This window comes from Sphingomonas sp. Leaf67 (genome assembly GCF_001421965.1).
Classification (GTDB): Bacteria; Pseudomonadota; Alphaproteobacteria; order Sphingomonadales; family Sphingomonadaceae; genus Sphingomonas.
This window is the reverse complement of the sequence record NZ_LMLP01000002.1, coordinates 1-15098: the sequence shown is the minus strand read 5'-3', so window position 1 is coordinate 15098 and position 15098 is coordinate 1. Positions and strand designations below refer to the sequence as shown.

The window sequence follows — 15098 nt, the reverse complement described above, 5'->3', positions numbered from 1 at the left end:
ATATCTAAGGTCTAGCAAAGATGCCCGCCGCCCCGGTCAATATCATGACGCTTTTCACAACGATGTATTCGTATGTGGAGACGGCGATTTCGACGTCTGTCGCATCCTTCGGTTCGGGGCTGGTGGCATTCGTCGCAGCGCCTTTAGCGCTGGCGGCAACGATCTACTTCTTGTTGCTGGGCTTTGCGGTTTTAAGGGGCGCTATCCAAGCGCCCCTTAGAGAGCTTGTGTTTCAAGCAGGAAAGGTCGGGTTCGCCCTCGCTGCCGCGAGCGCCGTTGGATATTCGGCGTTCGTCGTGAACGTTGTCACGAACCTGCCGACCGAGATCATCGCCGCGGGGTCGGGAACGCCAATGACGAACCCCGGCACCACGTTCGACACCTATGTATCGGATACCAGCAAGCTCGCCTCGAGGATGAGCGCCGCCAACGCGAAGGTCCAGTTGATGCCGTCGCAGGGACTCACGGATGTTCGGACGCCGCTCATCCAGCTTCGCTGCTGGGTCATCACCTATCTTTGTATCGGCATCCTTTTTGTGTTCGCTTTCCTGTCAGCTTCGATAGGATTTTGCATCGTTATTTTTGCCAAGCTGTCCGTTGCGATCTGCGTCGCGCTTGCACCTCTGGCTTTGGCTTGCCTGCTCTTCAATTCATCACGATGGCTGTTTGATGGTTGGCTGAAGCAAACCGCCAACTTCATCCTTCTAATGGTCGTGATGGCGATCATGACGAAATTCATCACCGGCCTCCAGGAGGCGGCGATGGACGGGATCATGGGCTCGGTCGGGGACGGCTCCGGCTTCGTGACCATTGAAGGCACATATGTCACCCTGACCGCCGATCTGATGCTGGCAGCGACGCTCGCGTGCAGCGCGATCTATATCGTCGGATCGATCTTTTTCTTCCAGTCACCAGCGATCGCCGCAGGCATCGCAGGCGGCGCATCCTCGGGTGGCCATGGCTTCCTGATGACCGGGGCAAACATGCTGACGAACCGACTCATGTTCCGCCGCGCCACCCAAGCGAACCGACCGGCCGCCGCCCCGAGCGCGACCGGGGGCTCGGCCCGCCGCGCCTCCTGAGGCGCAGGGCCAGCCCGCATCGCGGGATCCATTCAATCGCCATCGCGCCCCAGATACGAACGGAGACCACATGACCAGGCTGATCATCGTCGCGTTAGGTGCGCTGGCACTTAGCGGCTGCGCCGGGAGTAACATTAAGCCGGCCGCAGTGTGTGACGGAAAACACCGCCGTCCGGCCAATCTATACGGCTCGATCCTTCCCAGCCTGCCGGTTCCGCTGCCTGCGTCGCAGCAAGGGGTGGGTCAGTCGATGGTTGCACCGTCCTCGGGCGAACCAGGGCCCGCGCCAGCGCTGGCCCCTTCCCCGGATGCCGGTGCTGCTACCCGGTCGCCTGTGGAGCCGGGTGCGATGAACACGCCTCCGTCAGCGCCGCGCCTATCCCAGCGGGATCGCGCGCTATCCTACTCCTCCTGCTGAAGGGATCGCCGTCATGGGTGCGGTTAGGGCCGAAGATAGAGTTAAATACTTTGAGACGTCGAGAACGTGGGAGTACGACCGGATGCGTTCGGCGATCCAGTCGCGCCGTCTTGCGTGGGGTGTAGCGACAGGTGCCTGTGCGTTGGCGGTGGTTTCAGTCGGCGCGGTAGCAATGCTCGCCCCACTCAAGACGGTGCAGCCCTACGTTATCAAGGTCGATCGCTCTTCCGGTGAAACTCAGATCGTCACCGCGCTCAAGGGGCCGCAGCAGCGGACCTATGAGGAAGCGGTGAACCGCTACTTCATCTCGCAGTATGTGCGGCTGCGCGAGGGCTGGTTGAATAATGCCGCTCGCGAAAATGCATACGCTGTCATGCTGATGAGCGACCAGGCGGAAGGTGCGCAATACCTGAATGGTGTCGAGTCCAACAACAAGAACGCGCCCTCGAACGTCTACGGTGAGCGCGGTTTCGTCTCGATCTCAATCCGAACGATTAGCTTCCTGAGCCCGACGGTGGCGCAAGTTCGGTTCATGAAGATCATCACGTTCGGCCAGAACGCACCCGTCGCGCAGAATTGGAACGCGATCATGACCTTCAAATTCACCTCCGCGCCGGAAAGCGAAAAGGATCGGAATATCAATCCGCTCGGCTTCCAGGTCGTCAATTACCGTTCGGATCCGGAGGCGTGACATGACCAAAGCATCGAGCACCTTGAACGATGCCGAACGGGTCGTCATCCCCTTTATGCCTCGGCTTCGCAAGAAGCTCGGAGCCCGGCTTTCTCCGCCAAAGACGGAGTTGATACTGACGGATACGGGATCCAGAAGTCGCTTCTGGCGCGGCGTGGGTGCGATTTGGCACCGCCTGATTGCCTTCTCCGTCGTGGCCGCGGCGACACTGACCGTTTATCCACACCCGGCGTTTGCGTCTGATACGCCCAAGCCCGGGACGAAAGACGCTCGGGTACGGAACATCAACTATGACGCGGACCAAGTGGTGACGATCGTCGGCAGCTTTCGCCACGCGATCGAGATCCAGTTCGGTCCTGGCGAAACGGTGACGCAAGCGGCCTTGGGTGACACGGTGTCGTGGCAGATCGCACCCGTCGGCAATATCCTGTTTCTCAAACCTCGCGAGAAAGCGGCTGGAACGAACCTCATCGTCGTAACGAACGCTGGGGGAACACCGCGCACCTACCACTTCAATCTTTCGCTCGCTCCGGGGCAGCAAATGTACGGGGTGCGGTTCCGCTACCCACGCGAAGAACGGGCAATGGCAACGCTGCAGGCGCAGGTTGCTCAGGCTCAGGCCGCGAAAGCGGTTGAGACAAACATCGCCCAGACGGCCCTTGATCATGCTGTGATAGAGGGCGTGCGGAACATGAAGTACACGGTGCAGGGAGACCCCTCGCTGCAACCGTCGGAGATTTCCGACAACGGCGAGTTCACGGTGCTGCGCTACCCGGGGCATGCCGACATCCCCTCGATCTTCGCGGTAGACGTCGATGGGTCCGAGACGATCGTCCCCTACGACGTTCGCGAGGACTTCGTTGTGATCCACGCCGTCTATCGGCAGATCCGCTTGCGGCGGGGCACCTCGGTGCTGTGCGTCTACAATGAAGCGCCGCTGCGCAACGATCGCGGCGATCGGACGGGCACGGTCTCGAACGTGGTCGAGCGTAAAGTGAAGGGGCAGTAACATGGTCGGCAATGTCATCGACCGGGGCGGCGAGGTCGCTGTCGATACCGTTCCTCCCGGCGAGCAGGACACTCCTATCGCGCGGAGCGGGGGTTGGGGAAACATCGCCTTCTTCGGTGCTGGCCTAGGTCTTCTTGGCGCGCTGGGCGGAATTGTGATCGGGTACGCGGCATTCCATCGGACAGTCGTTACGACCAACGCCGCGCAGCCGGCGAAGCCCAGCGAGCGATCGGTCGAGGATGTGATGAACTCGCCAAACGCGCAACGTGCCGCTCTAGCAGGTCAGCTCGGCCAACCCGGTGCGCCTGCGACTGACGTCTTTGGACGACCGATCGCCGGTGCATCCGGGCAGACAACCGTAGATGCAAACGGCAACACCGTTGCCGCGCCCCAAGGCACCGCCGTCGCGTCAAATGGCAATCCGACCCCTGAGCAACGCCGAGCGGAGCAGGCGCGAGCGATGGCGGACGCCGCCCGGCGATCACCGATCATGGCGTTCGGCAGCACCTCTACAGCCAACGCGTCGGGAGAACCCCAACCACAACAAGGTGATCTGGAGGTAGCGGACGCCGGACAATCTGCCGTTCGTCGGCAGAGCGTTGACGCCAGTGGCTTTGGCGATCCGAACGACGATGTGCCGGCTGCAGCGACCAAAGGCCCGTTTGATTTCAGCGATCAGCTCGGGCATTCAGCAATTCAGACGGTCCGCGCGACGACGGTAGGGGATCGCAATCTCCTGTTGAGCGCCGGGACAGTCATCCCCTGCACGCTTCAGACAGCGATCAACTCGACGCAGGCCGGTTTCGTCTCCTGCGTCATCAACCACGACGTCTATTCGGAAAGTGGGCGCATCGTGCTCCTCGACAAGGGGACGAAGGTCCTCGGCCAGTATTCCGGCGGCATCACGCAGGGGCAGGCCCGTTTGTTCGTCGTTTGGACACGCGCGTTGAGTCCTCGGGGTGTGGCGATCGACCTTGGCTCGCCTGCAGCGGATAGCCTTGGCCGCGCCGGACTGCCGGGCGGCGTGGACACGCAATTCTGGGCGCGATTCGGGCTTGGCTTGGTGATATCGGTCCTTGAGGACGCTTCGAACATCGCGGGGCGGGCACTGGCGGGCAATGGGAGCAACACCACCCAAGTGCCGAGCACCACAGGCCAGGCCGTCCTATCGCAGACGATGCAGATCCGCCCGATCCTGAAAAAGAACCAGGGCGATACGGCCGCAATCTTCGTCGCGAAGGATTTCGATTTCCGCTCCGTCTACGAGGTCGGGTTAAGGCGATGAGTGTATGGCATCGAATATAAGCTCTGCCATCTACGAGCATAATGCAGAGCCGATCCAACGGCATCTTGCCCGGCCGGACGTAACCGAACTTGTCATCAACCGACCGGGAATGATCGGCCTCGAAACACGCAATGGATGGGAGTGGCATGAGGAGCCGGCGCTGGACAACGCCGCCCTTATGACCCTGGCCAAGCTCATCGCGGGTCTGACGAAGCAGGATATCAACTCGGAATATCCGGTCTGTTCGTCCGTGCTACCAGGTGGTGAGCGCGCTCAGGTCGTGGTCCCGCCGGCTGTCGAGCAGGGATTCATCTCCATCACGATCCGTAAGGCGTCGGGGGTGAGCATGGACATCGACGACTTTGAGCGGGGGGGGCTTTTCAGCGAGGTCCGCGCCACGGGGCTTCATGGCGAGGTCGACGACGAACTCGAGCAGCTGCGCGAGGCGGGCGAATGGAAAGCCTTCTTTCGACGTGCGGTGGAGAGCCGGAAAAACATCCTGATCTCCGGCGCGACGGGCTCGGGTAAGACCAGCTTTTCAAAGGGTCTCATCAAGCTGATCCCTGACTATGAGCGTATTCTTACGATAGAGGATACGCGTGAATTAGTCGTACCGCACCCGAACCGGGTGCACATGATGTACGCCAAAGACGGCAAGGGACTGCAGAAGGCCGGAGCGCAGGAGCTGCTGGAATCGGCGCTGCGGATGCGACCGGACCGTATCCTCCTTCAGGAGCTGCGCGACGGAACGGCCTTTTATTACCTCCGCAACGTCAACAGCGGGCATCCCGGGTCGATCACGACCATCCACGCAAATACGCCAGAGGGCGCGTTCGAGCAGCTTACGCTGCTCGTAAAGCAGTCTGAGGGCGGCAGCGACCTTGATCGTGATGATGTACGAGCCCTCCTGCGATCGTCGGTCGACATCGTCGTCCAGATGCATCGCATTCCGCCCGGCGTAGGCAAACCTGCCCGGTATCGTATGACCGGAGTTTGGTTCGATCCCGCCAGCAAATCTCGCAACTGAGAAAGGCACCTAGACGTGAGCGGCAAATGGGTTCGCAGTAGCGAAGGGTCGCAGCCAGGGGCGATCGTCTTCCTTATGGTAATCGGTCTGGCGCTGAGTGCTGCGATCGGTGCAGTCGTCGTTTTGTGGGCATCTCACCTTCTCAACATCCATACGCCGTGGCGGAAGGTGCCGGGCGCACTGTGGGCGATGAAGGGCTATCCGATCGTCTATAAGCCCTTCCTGATCGGCTTCGGCGTTGGACTGGTGTTGACGGCTATCCCGATCGTATCGACGCTCTTTACGCGCCAAAAACTGCACGGCGAGGCCCGCTGGGCACGTATCGGTGAAATCAAGAAGGGCAAGCTTCTGGCATCAGGTGGCATCGTTCTCGGCAAGTTCGGGAGCAAGGTGATGCGCTTCGGCGGACCCGGGCATGTCATGCTCGAGGCCCCCACCCGCGCCGGCAAGGGCGTCGGTGTCATCATTCCGAATCTGCTCGACTGGCCGGATTCCTTGGTGGTTCTCGACATCAAGCAGGAGAATTACGCTAACACCGCCGGCTACCGGATGACCGCTCTCCGTCAGGAAGTGCTGCTGTTCAACCCGCTCGACCCCAGCGGCCGCACCGTCCGGTGGAATCCGTTGAGCTACATCAATCGCCGCGATCCAGTAGAGGTCATCAACGAGCTTCAGAAGATCGCGGCAATGCTCTATCCTGATCCGTTGACCGGCGATCCCTTCTGGGCGGCCGGCGCCCGAACCGCCTTCCTTGGCATCACGGCGTATATTGCTGCGACCGTTGACGATGGCGAGGACGCGCTGCCCTTCACCCTTGGTGAAGTTTATCGACAATTCGCTGGCGGCGATGCGCAAAAGCGATTCCCCAAGATCATCGCGGCTCGTCAGAAGGCAGGCAAGCCGCTGTCGACGGGCTGCGTTTCCGCGATCCTCGACTACACCTCGTCATCTCCAAATACGTTTACCGGTATACGGCAGTCCGTCACGTCGAAAATCAACGGGTGGCTCAACCCCTATGTCGATGCTGCGACCTCGGAAAGTGACTTCGATCTGAGCGAGTTCCGCGACAAGCGGATTTCGCTCTACCTCGGCGTATCGCCCGACGATCTCGATCGCGTTGCGGCGATCTATGGCCTGCTGTTCCAGCAATTGATCGATCGAAATGTGCGCGCGTTGCCCAAAGGGGACAAGCATCGGGTCAGGGTGTTGCTGGCGCTCGATGAATTCGCGAGCCTTGGGAAATGCACGGTATTGGCCAACGCCTTCAGCTATGTGGCGGGCTACGGCCTGCGGATGCTGCCGGCGTTCCAGTCAATGGAGCAAATCCAAGGCGTCTACGGTGACAAGGTTGCTGCCGACATCGAACGCAACTGCGCGGTGCGGCTCGTCCTGCGGCCTGCGGGCCTTGCCGAGGCGAAGAAAATTTCGGACCAGCTCGGCAGCTACACGTTCCGCGCGCGGTCCCGTTCGATGGCCACGTGGGGCGGTGGTGGTGGATCAACATCCGATTCCGATCAGCGCCGGCCGCTCATGCTTCCGCAGGAGGTAGAACTTCTGCCTGAAAATGACCTGATCGTCTTTCGGCGCGGCATGTACGCGACCTATGGAAAAAAGGTCCGCTACTATGCCGAGAAGAAGCTCGTTGAGCGTACCAAGATGCCGGCACCGCAGATGCCGCAGATCCGACCGGATCCCGCTGTCGCTGCGAACAGCCTGAGGGTGATTGAGGCGACGCAATCCGAACCTGCGCCGGCTACGGTCATTGCCCCCGCAGCCGTCAACGGCACAGGTAGCGATGCTATGGCAGCCGTGCCGTCACGTTTGAATCAAGCCGCCCTTCAGGCGGCTCTTGCCGCGCCTCCACAGCAGCGGGTGGCAAAGCTGTTCGAGCAAATCGTGATGGTTCGCGACAAGGCCGCGTGATGGCCAAGCGACGCCGGCGTGACGCCCGTCGGCGTCGTCAGCGTCCTCGGTCCTCACCGTCAATCTCTAGGGTCGGCCGAGTGATCGTCGGCGTACGGTTGAACGCTAATGAGATAGCTCCAAACGGATGCCTTTGGCGATGGTCGTGAGCTGATCAAATGCCGATGCCTCCAGTTCGTGCTGAATGGTGACGTTCCCGGTAAGGGCCTATCGGTCTTTACCAAGCTCGGCCGCATTGATTGATCCGCGGTCGATTGCGGTATGGGTCTCGCCGAGGTTTGGGCGTTCCCCAAACTCAATGCGCCCCGCCAGATCACGATGCAGCGCCACGAGCTCTGGTGGAGTCACGTCGCCCTGCGATGGCCCTATATGCCGTTCGGCTGCGGCGAATAGGTCGATCACACCGGCCAACTCGGGGTCGGCATACAGCGCAGAAATCTCCCCAGCCCGCCAGAGGGTTGCAAGCTCTTGCGATCGCTCGAAACACGAAGCAGCGGATCGATCAGGCGCGCGGGTAGTGTGCGGGCGGGCGGGAGCGGAAGCGCCGCGGCCCTCGATCTGGGCTCGGGTGATCGCGGCAAGCCTGTACCGTAAAAGCCGACTTTCTGGGGTATCGGTTGGCGACGGGGTTTGTTGCCTCGACAAGATTGCGGTCAGTTCGGCGGTGCCGGCTTCTCCAGCGATCCGCCGCCAGACTGAAAGCGCCCGGGCCTCGGACGCAAGGTCCGGCTGCTGAAATAGGACATACTGCTCGAACAGCGGGTTGTCTTCAACATGCACCGGCAGCGGTGCCTGCTGGCCAAGCGCCGCAGCACGGGTGAACGCAACCATCTCACCGGTCGCCTTGAAGGCTTGAATCTGTTGATTCCGACTTTGCTCAATTGCGGCCGACAGCCGGGTTGCGACGAGCTCCAGCCCTGATGAAAGTTCCTGGTACCCATTCTCAAGGCTCGCAGACGTCTGTTCGACAAGCCCGCTCAGAGATCCGATCGCGTGCCTTTGCGAATTCGTCTCTTCGACGATCCTATCCAAGACGGGGACGATCAGGCCTAGCCATTTGTGGGTTGCGTCATCCCCCTCGATCACCCTGGCGAGGATCGCCTCTTGGAACGGGATCAGGTCGACCAGTGGTGCAATGCCAGCATCCACTGCGTCGAGCCTGCGGTGGATCGCACGCTGCGCTTCTTCGATGCGCATGTTGCTGCTTACGAGCGAGGCAACCTCCCCCCGAAGAAGCGAGACCGCATCCATGATAGCTGCAAAGGCGACGCTGGAGGCCTCGGAACTCATCGGTTGGGGCCATCTCTGTCCCGATTGCGATCACGTTCCCGCTTCTCGCGATCACGATCTTCCGCCTTACGGATGATCTCGCTAGCGCGGGTGAGATCGACAGGCTGTGCGGGCGTAGCGATCTTTTCGGTTATTTCGCGCAGACGGTCGCTGAGCGTTCCGCCGCGGTCGCTGTTGCTCTTGCCTTTATCACCGCGGCCTCCCTCACCAACCTTCCTGATCCGCTCGGCAACGCTTGGGGTGCTCGAGCCCTGCCCTCCGATCGTCGCCAATGGCTCCCTCGTTACCGACGATCGCGCCGCGATCTTCGTATGCAGGGCCTGCAGGTTGTCGATGCCGGTATCAACAAGCGGGGGGACGTTGAGGACCCTTGAGGGCATTGGCGTTGTGCGGCGATCCGCTCGATCTTTGCTGGTATCGACCGGCGCGCGATCGGCTCTCAGTGAATTGGGCTGCGGTTCGGGCATGGTAGCGACAAAGCGCTCCAAGCTCTGCGCCACGAGGTGATCGGCCGCCAGAGGCGACGCAGACAGTTCCGTGATAGAACGCATGTACGTCGCGCGAACGGTCGCCTGACGCTCGGCGAGGAAAGCCCTTACCGGGTCGGCAATTCCCTGTGTCCGATACCGTTGAGCGCGAAGCATGCGTGACTTGTCGAGTTGGGGCACCTGCCCTTTGCTCCGCATTTTGATCACCGCAATGGACTCGTGGCGGGGATCAATGCCACGCGCTCGCGCCGGTGTTGCGTTGGCTTCGATACCCCGTCCACGTAATTTTTCGGCGAACCGCTGACGGTATCGAAACAGGTCATCGCGATTGGGATGGAAGCGTCGACCGTCGTGGTCACGACGAGCAATCGTCAGGTGAACGTGCGGGTGATCGCGATCGACATGGAGCGCTGCGACCCAGGACCGATTGGCAAATTCCTCGTGAGCGAAGTCCAGCGCGGCCGCCTTCAAGCGCTTCGGATCAGTACCGGTTGGCATCGATAGGATCATTGAAATCGACGTCGCGCCCTTTCTCCTAGCGTCTCCGTCCATATCGAAATCATGCCATTCCTTCGCGAGGAGTTGCATGTCACGCCCGTCGCGAAGGGCGTCACCTTCACTTGTTTCCAGCCCAAGCTCCTTGCCGTCGCCGTAGCCGAGACGACTGATATAGGCGAAGTTCGCAAGGACATGCCCACCCCCGTGCTGACGGCCCGTGATGCGCACAATGGCCTCGGGAACGCGCCTCGACGTTCGGTCGGTAGCCATCACCGCGCGACCGCTCATGCGGGTCTGAGAGCCTCCTCCGAATGCAGCCTTAGCCTGCAAACCAGGCCGAGATGTCGTCGATCCAGACTCCGCCTTGGGGAACATGGATGCGACCGATACACCTAGCACCGCACCCCCGCCCTTGGTGGATTTCGGCCTGCCACCTCCGGTCCCAAGACGATACTTTATGGGCGGCGCGAACACCCCTGCCATGGAGTCCAGCGTGCCCGGCGAGAACCGAAAACTCACTCGCTTGCCTCGCCGTCACGCCGGGTCCAGTACGCGATTTCACCGCCAATGGATGCGGCTAGAACCCGGCGGGTCTCCCATAAGACCCCCCTCACCTCCGCACACTTCTCGGTCAGCGAGGCGGCAATCCGTGTGATGTCCAAAGAGCTTTCAGGTTGGTTCGCGGCGTTCATCGCATGAACGGCCTGATTGATATTTCGGCCGATGGCGAGGACCTGTTTCCGTACCTTCGCGATCTCAGTCTGTGTCGTCGGGGCCAATCTAAGGAGCGCGGCCTTATCCCAGAGCTGCCAACGCAAGGTCCGCTTGATCCACTCATTGCGCGTAAGACGCATGGGGCCAGCCACAGCGTCGATGCTTTCAATTTCGCTGCGGTATAGTCTGATCGTTACCCGAATGTGGTCGTCGGGATGGCCCCTGCCCTGCACGGGTATCACCGGCACGTCCTGACTGTCCTCCGACATTACGGCGCGAAGCAGTGTGTTTGAAATCCAGGCGCTTCGCGTTTGACCGTTCGCCGCCGCAATGCGGTCGATCTCCGATGTGATGTCATCTCGGAGCCTGACTGTGACCTTCATCGTTCAAGCCCCGTGCAGCGGCGCCTCAGACGCCAAATGTCCGACATTGGTGTCTTAAGGCATATCCTGCCATCCCTAGTAGTTGAATTCCCCTCATCCTAAAATCAGTTATCTGGAGTGATTTCATTCCATACGCGGAGTGGGGCTTGATCGTTAGTGAGGCGACCAAAATTTCCCATGACGAACTTTGAAAGGGTGGTTTTAGGGGATTCCGCTACTTGGTAGTATCGACAAAAGGACGAGCAACATTGCGTATCTGCTCGACAAGCCGGCTGGTAATCTTCACGCGGTTGATTCATGGTGCGGCATAAGTAGGCGATCAAATCAGAGGGAGCCAGCGAATGCCCCGTGCGAAGGCCAACAGTGACGACCTAGCGGCGATCGTAGCAAGGCGGGAGGCACTGCTTGCCGAACTCGCGCGCGTCGACGAACAGGCAAAGGCCGCCAAGGAAGCCGCTCGCGATGCGGGTAGGCCAGTACTTCTGGCCGCGCTCGACCGGATCAAGATCGCTGCGATCGACAAATCGGATGCGCGGATGATCGCGGCAGCACTCGCGTCGCATGGCGGGAAAGCCGTGGCAGAACGTCTGGCCGAACTGTCGAACGAATAGGGCGTCGACCCCGGATGCAGGGGGAGTCAACAATTCTCGAGATCGAGGCAAAGCGGCGCTGAAGCCGTCGAAATGGAACCGCTAACTCTTGGCGACAAATCCGGTCAGGTCAGCCGCGGCGGGCACGGCCCGGGGTCGAACCGTCGACGCGGAACCCGAGTGTTGCCCCCTTCTACAAACCTCATCCCGACGCGCTGTCGAGGAACGGCCCACGTCCGCTCGGCGTCATCCAGTCGCCCATGAAGTCGGCCTGCTCGATCGGCATGCCTTGTCGGGGTGAAACGCGATCGAGGATCTAAAAGGAGTCCGCGCCATGCTACCGTGGCCGTCTTGCAGCCGTTTGGGCGGATGGCGAGGCGGCGGCGCCGACCAGGGCACGCCCCCCCTACCCTGCCATGCCTTCGATGGAGCTTCCTCCTACTTCGCGGCTTCGGCCTTCCGCTGCTCCTCGGCTTCCGCATAATCAAGGAGAAGCGTCATCGCGTCGCCTTTGGATAGACGGTTGCGCCAGACGAAGTCTTCGAACCGGGAACGATCCTCAGGGCGGCACCGAACGTGAACGGCGTCGGTGAATGTCGCCTGCCGGACCTTCGGCGCGGGACGCTGCGGGGCAGCAGGCGTCGGCTTCTCGGAGCGGAAGCCAAGCCCCTCCCCCGCCGTTTTGGCGGCAGCAAGTTGCTCAGGCGTCGGCAATGGGAGATCGTCGTCGGCGGCGAAGCTGGTGATCGCACGCCGGGATGCGGCTGGTTTATCGGTCATGCGCCGAGCCCTTCCTTAAGCAAGGTGACGACGTCGAAAGCGAAGGCATTCGCGTTCGCCCTTGCGCTATCGAGCGAACCGACATCGGCCGCCGTCATTTCGTCGAGCGTCCCGCCCATGCTGAACAAACCGCGAAAGGCTCCCCGTTCGGCAAGTGCGGTCGGCACCAGCGGAACGCCCGCGTCCTCAAGATTATTGACGACCGCTTTCAGATCTCGGGGCCATAAGCGGGTAGAGGCAGGTGTACGCGTCAGGACTGCGGCGAATGCCAAGGGCCGCTGACGAGCGGTGCCCGCATTTCGTATCTGCTTGAAAGCTCGTGCCGCTTCCATTGCGTCCAGCTCCGACCCCTGGATCGGCACAAGGGCGAGATGCGACATCATGAGTGCGTTCGTTGCGCGCGCACTCGCCTTCCCTTCAAGATCGACGATGACATAGTCCGCGCGCTTGCGGGCCGCGTCGATCGTATTGATGATCTCGTCCTCGTCGATCTCGGCGACCACCTCGATATTGGCGGGCTTTCCGTCCTTGGCCGCCCAGCGCGTCAGGGGGAAATTGGGGTCGGCATCGATCATCACGACGCTCGATCCTTTTGAGGCGAGCACCGTCGCGAGGATGAGCGAGGTTGTCGTCTTACCCACCCCGCCTTTCGGGGAAAGCATGGTTATAACCGGCATCAGCCGAGTCCCTCCGAAGCTATCTGAGGGGCGCATGTGGAACAACGCGCCGCTCGCGAACATGTACGCGCAGTGCCATAGGGAAACACCGGAGACAAGCTTACACCGGCTGCTTGTAGACGCTGTATACCTGTTTATTTTGGGCACATGCTCACATGCCGTAGACGCTCCAGGTTTACGATCATCGAGCCGGAGGCCGAGAGCTCTTTGTAACCCGGTGAGCCACGTGCCGCGGCGCCGCGACTGCGTCACCGTGGCCTCTCTCCCCCCGGATCCCAACCCATCCCCAGGCCCGCCCTAGACACTTGCTCGGCCAGGCAACATACGCATTTCGCTAACTTGCTCACGTGGTGCCCATGGCCACTTTGTTAACATGCGTGGTCTGCGCACATGTTCATCTTGTGCACAACCCGCTCGCGCGCAAATGTGCACTTTTGACACCCGGCGCTATTCGCGCGCCTGTTCACGTAGTCTGGCATTACCACCCTCGTGGGCCCCTCCCCAACCGGGTTGGCGGCAGTATCAGACGCGTCTGTTCGCTCCCCAATCTTCCGGGACAACTCGCTATCGGATCGCCATCCAAAATGTCGATCTATGCAGCGTGAGCAGGTGCACCTCGTACACATGCTCACGCAGTGTACGTGCTCTTCTTGAGTGCTTGCTCACTAGGCCTACATGTGTGAGGAGTCTGCGGTGGGTGCGGCCGAAACCAATTAGCGGTGGTGCCGATGCATATTCATCCGGAAGGGAAGGGGCCATCGGCCTCCTCCGAGGAGGCCCGGCCGGGGCGATCGATCCCCGGTCGTTCGCTTGCTTCAACACTGCGCTCCCGGGTCATCCGCTTAAAAGGTTGCCGCCTGGCGAATACTGCCTGATTTGATTACACATGCGCACATGTTACGCATCTGCCACTTGTTCACGGCGTGCGCATGCGGCCTTTGCGCACATGTGAACATTATGTGCGGCCGCAAGGGCCCTTCCACGCCCTTGATAGCTCGGTTTCCGTAAGCCGGGTTGGCCGTCTTAACAGATCTAAGACAAGTATGTTCACGTCGTGCACCTTGCCTATATGTAGACGCTGCTCACGTACGCCCTAATAATGAGCATGTTCACAGTCGAAACATGCGCACTGCGATCACATGTTCACTTTGCGCACTCCGTATTGGAGTACCCTGACCGCCATCGCGAACGTGGCGCGGTGCCGGCGTTCCAATCCGCTAACAGCACTCCTCTAAGGCTCGCCCGCGACACCCTGAGCGGAGGCAAACTCGGCTTTTCCGAAGGAGAAACGGCGGGGCGGGGCGCCATCCCGGGAGCGCATGGCGCCAACTGGGCGGATCCCCCGGCACCGGAACCTGGTGCTGATGCCATGGCACGGCGCTCTCTACGAGACAGGCGGATCACAACTGCCACGCTCGAACCTGGGGCGGAGCTACCATTGCGGTAGGGAAGCCGGCGGCGTGCCCCGTAGAGCACGCCGTCGCTTCGGAACCGGGTGTTGGAAACCAAGAGTGAGCTTGGCGCGAACGCCTTTAGCCGGGTGGCTTGGACATACGCGTCCGCCACCCGGTCAATCGAACCGGCTCTCACTCTTCGAGGTTTCCACGCCTCGTCCCGCGTCTCCGCGAGTATCCTGCTTTTAACGAACTGCGCGCGATCTGCGCAAGCCGCCATCCTGTGCGATGATGCTGTCGTCACCTCACGACGCTTTGCCCGTGATCGAACGGAGCGGTCATGGAGACGGCGGGGGGGCACGCCGCGTCTCCGCCAGTTATTTCAGCGTCGAGCGGGCGGCTTGCTGACTCCCAAGCCGGTTTGGTCTTGCGGCCCCATTTCTGCACGCGCTTCCGGGAAAGGGACTTAAGCCAGCCCCGCATTGATCGCCGCGGAATACACGAAGCTGCCCGGGACATGGTTAAACTGGTCGAGCGCGAAGGGGCCTCTCGGCCCCCGTGGTGTCAGGCAAAGGGGTCGTATTCGTTGACGATGATGTGTGAGCTATCATGATTTTCCGCGGTGATCACGGCGTATTGGGTGCCGACGGCGATGACCATGGTGGCGACCATGAGAGTGCGCGCGAGGCTGAGGGCGGATTTGCGGGCGATCCAGATATCGTTGAACCTGTCCGAGGCTTCTGTGAAGCCGGCGGGGTTCATCCCCGCTCGACAGGCGCCCGACAGGACGGGGAGGGGCCGCGATCACTTTTGAACATCGTCGGCGACGAGAAATTCCTGCCCAAGAGC

Annotated in this window: 13 protein-coding genes; 7 read left to right on the top strand and 6 right to left on the bottom strand. The window is 61.1% G+C overall.

Annotated features, from left to right (window positions below; all coding sequences use genetic code 11):
• Positions 1-20 precede the first annotated feature (20 nt).
• The 6 genes from ASE90_RS05515 (at position 21) to ASE90_RS05490 (ending at position 7435) form a co-directional block, all read left to right on the top strand.
• Complete coding sequence (locus tag ASE90_RS05515; RefSeq protein ID WP_235531672.1) at positions 21-1082, top strand: type IV secretion system protein; 1062 nt, start codon at positions 21-23, stop codon at positions 1080-1082.
• A 431-nt stretch (positions 1083-1513) separates the two neighbouring features.
• The gene (locus ASE90_RS05510) at positions 1514-2191 is read left to right on the top strand and encodes a virB8 family protein (protein WP_055997418.1); all 678 of its coding nucleotides are present in this window, start codon (positions 1514-1516) and stop codon (positions 2189-2191) included.
• Position 2192: 1 nt separating this feature from the next.
• The gene (locus tag ASE90_RS05505) at positions 2193-3200 is read left to right on the top strand and encodes a TrbG/VirB9 family P-type conjugative transfer protein (RefSeq protein ID WP_055997415.1); all 1008 of its coding nucleotides are present in this window, start codon (positions 2193-2195) and stop codon (positions 3198-3200) included.
• A 1-nt stretch (position 3201) separates the two neighbouring features.
• Positions 3202-4485: a type IV secretion system protein VirB10 gene (virB10, locus tag ASE90_RS05500; RefSeq protein ID WP_055997411.1), complete on the top strand. Its 1284-nt coding sequence runs from the start codon at positions 3202-3204 to the stop codon at positions 4483-4485.
• Positions 4486-4489: 4 nt separating this feature from the next.
• Complete coding sequence (virB11, locus tag ASE90_RS05495; protein WP_055997408.1) at positions 4490-5512, top strand: P-type DNA transfer ATPase VirB11; 1023 nt, start codon at positions 4490-4492, stop codon at positions 5510-5512.
• Positions 5513-5587: 75 nt separating this feature from the next.
• Positions 5588-7435 (top strand): type IV secretory system conjugative DNA transfer family protein, encoded by a 1848-nt coding sequence (locus ASE90_RS05490; RefSeq protein ID WP_082449554.1) that lies wholly within the window; start codon positions 5588-5590, stop codon positions 7433-7435.
• 207 nt (positions 7436-7642) lie between these two features.
• Here the strand turns inward: ASE90_RS05490 and ASE90_RS05485 are convergent, their stop codons facing one another.
• From ASE90_RS05485 to ASE90_RS05475, 3 genes are all read right to left on the bottom strand, one after another.
• The gene (locus ASE90_RS05485) at positions 7643-8725 is read right to left on the bottom strand and encodes a hypothetical protein (protein WP_055997402.1); all 1083 of its coding nucleotides are present in this window, start codon (positions 8723-8725) and stop codon (positions 7643-7645) included.
• Positions 8722-9999 (bottom strand): relaxase/mobilization nuclease domain-containing protein, encoded by a 1278-nt coding sequence (locus tag ASE90_RS05480; RefSeq protein WP_055997399.1) that lies wholly within the window; start codon positions 9997-9999, stop codon positions 8722-8724. Before ASE90_RS05480 ends, ASE90_RS05485 begins: the two co-directional genes overlap by 4 nt.
• A 227-nt stretch (positions 10000-10226) precedes the next feature.
• Positions 10227-10808, bottom strand: a complete 582-nt coding sequence (locus ASE90_RS05475; RefSeq protein ID WP_055997396.1) for a hypothetical protein — start codon at positions 10806-10808, stop codon at positions 10227-10229.
• Positions 10809-11149: 341 nt separating this feature from the next.
• Between ASE90_RS05475 and ASE90_RS05470 the strand changes: the two genes are divergently transcribed.
• Positions 11150-11419, top strand: a complete 270-nt coding sequence (locus ASE90_RS05470) for a hypothetical protein (protein WP_055997393.1) — start codon at positions 11150-11152, stop codon at positions 11417-11419.
• A 417-nt stretch (positions 11420-11836) separates the two neighbouring features.
• Here the strand turns inward: ASE90_RS05470 and ASE90_RS05465 are convergent, their stop codons facing one another.
• The 3 genes from ASE90_RS05465 to ASE90_RS05455 form a co-directional block, all read right to left on the bottom strand.
• Positions 11837-12178, bottom strand: coding sequence for a hypothetical protein (locus ASE90_RS05465; RefSeq protein WP_055997390.1), 342 nt, complete (start codon positions 12176-12178; stop codon positions 11837-11839).
• A complete protein-coding gene (locus ASE90_RS05460; protein WP_055997710.1) occupies positions 12175-12855 on the bottom strand; it encodes a ParA family protein in 681 nt (226 codons plus the stop codon). The genes ASE90_RS05465 and ASE90_RS05460 overlap by 4 nt, the downstream gene beginning before the upstream one ends.
• A gap of 1958 nt (positions 12856-14813) precedes the next feature.
• Positions 14814-15011 carry a hypothetical protein gene (locus tag ASE90_RS05455; protein ID WP_055997387.1) on the bottom strand — a complete coding sequence of 66 codons (198 nt, stop codon included), beginning with the start codon at positions 15009-15011 and terminating at the stop codon, positions 14814-14816.
• Between the last annotated feature and the right edge of the window lie 87 nt (positions 15012-15098).

Coding starts and splice junctions, on each gene's coding strand:
- ASE90_RS05490 (WP_082449554.1), top strand. CDS start 5,588: ATGGTAATCGGTCTGGCGCTGAGTGCTGCGATCGGTGCAGTCGTCGTT.
- ASE90_RS05510 (WP_055997418.1), top strand. CDS start 1,514: ATGGGTGCGGTTAGGGCCGAAGATAGAGTTAAATACTTTGAGACGTCG.
- ASE90_RS05460 (WP_055997710.1), bottom strand. CDS start 12,855: ATGCCGGTTATAACCATGCTTTCCCCGAAAGGCGGGGTGGGTAAGACG.
- ASE90_RS05480 (WP_055997399.1), bottom strand. CDS start 9,999: ATGAGCGGTCGCGCGGTGATGGCTACCGACCGAACGTCGAGGCGCGTT.
- ASE90_RS05465 (WP_055997390.1), bottom strand. CDS start 12,178: ATGACCGATAAACCAGCCGCATCCCGGCGTGCGATCACCAGCTTCGCC.
- ASE90_RS05505 (WP_055997415.1), top strand. CDS start 2,193: ATGACCAAAGCATCGAGCACCTTGAACGATGCCGAACGGGTCGTCATC.
- ASE90_RS05470 (WP_055997393.1), top strand. CDS start 11,150: ATGCCCCGTGCGAAGGCCAACAGTGACGACCTAGCGGCGATCGTAGCA.
- ASE90_RS05475 (WP_055997396.1), bottom strand. CDS start 10,808: ATGAAGGTCACAGTCAGGCTCCGAGATGACATCACATCGGAGATCGAC.
- ASE90_RS05515 (WP_235531672.1), top strand. CDS start 21: ATGCCCGCCGCCCCGGTCAATATCATGACGCTTTTCACAACGATGTAT.
- ASE90_RS05455 (WP_055997387.1), bottom strand. CDS start 15,011: ATGAACCCCGCCGGCTTCACAGAAGCCTCGGACAGGTTCAACGATATC.
- virB10 (WP_055997411.1), top strand. CDS start 3,202: ATGGTCGGCAATGTCATCGACCGGGGCGGCGAGGTCGCTGTCGATACC.
- virB11 (WP_055997408.1), top strand. CDS start 4,490: ATGGCATCGAATATAAGCTCTGCCATCTACGAGCATAATGCAGAGCCG.
- ASE90_RS05485 (WP_055997402.1), bottom strand. CDS start 8,725: ATGAGTTCCGAGGCCTCCAGCGTCGCCTTTGCAGCTATCATGGATGCG.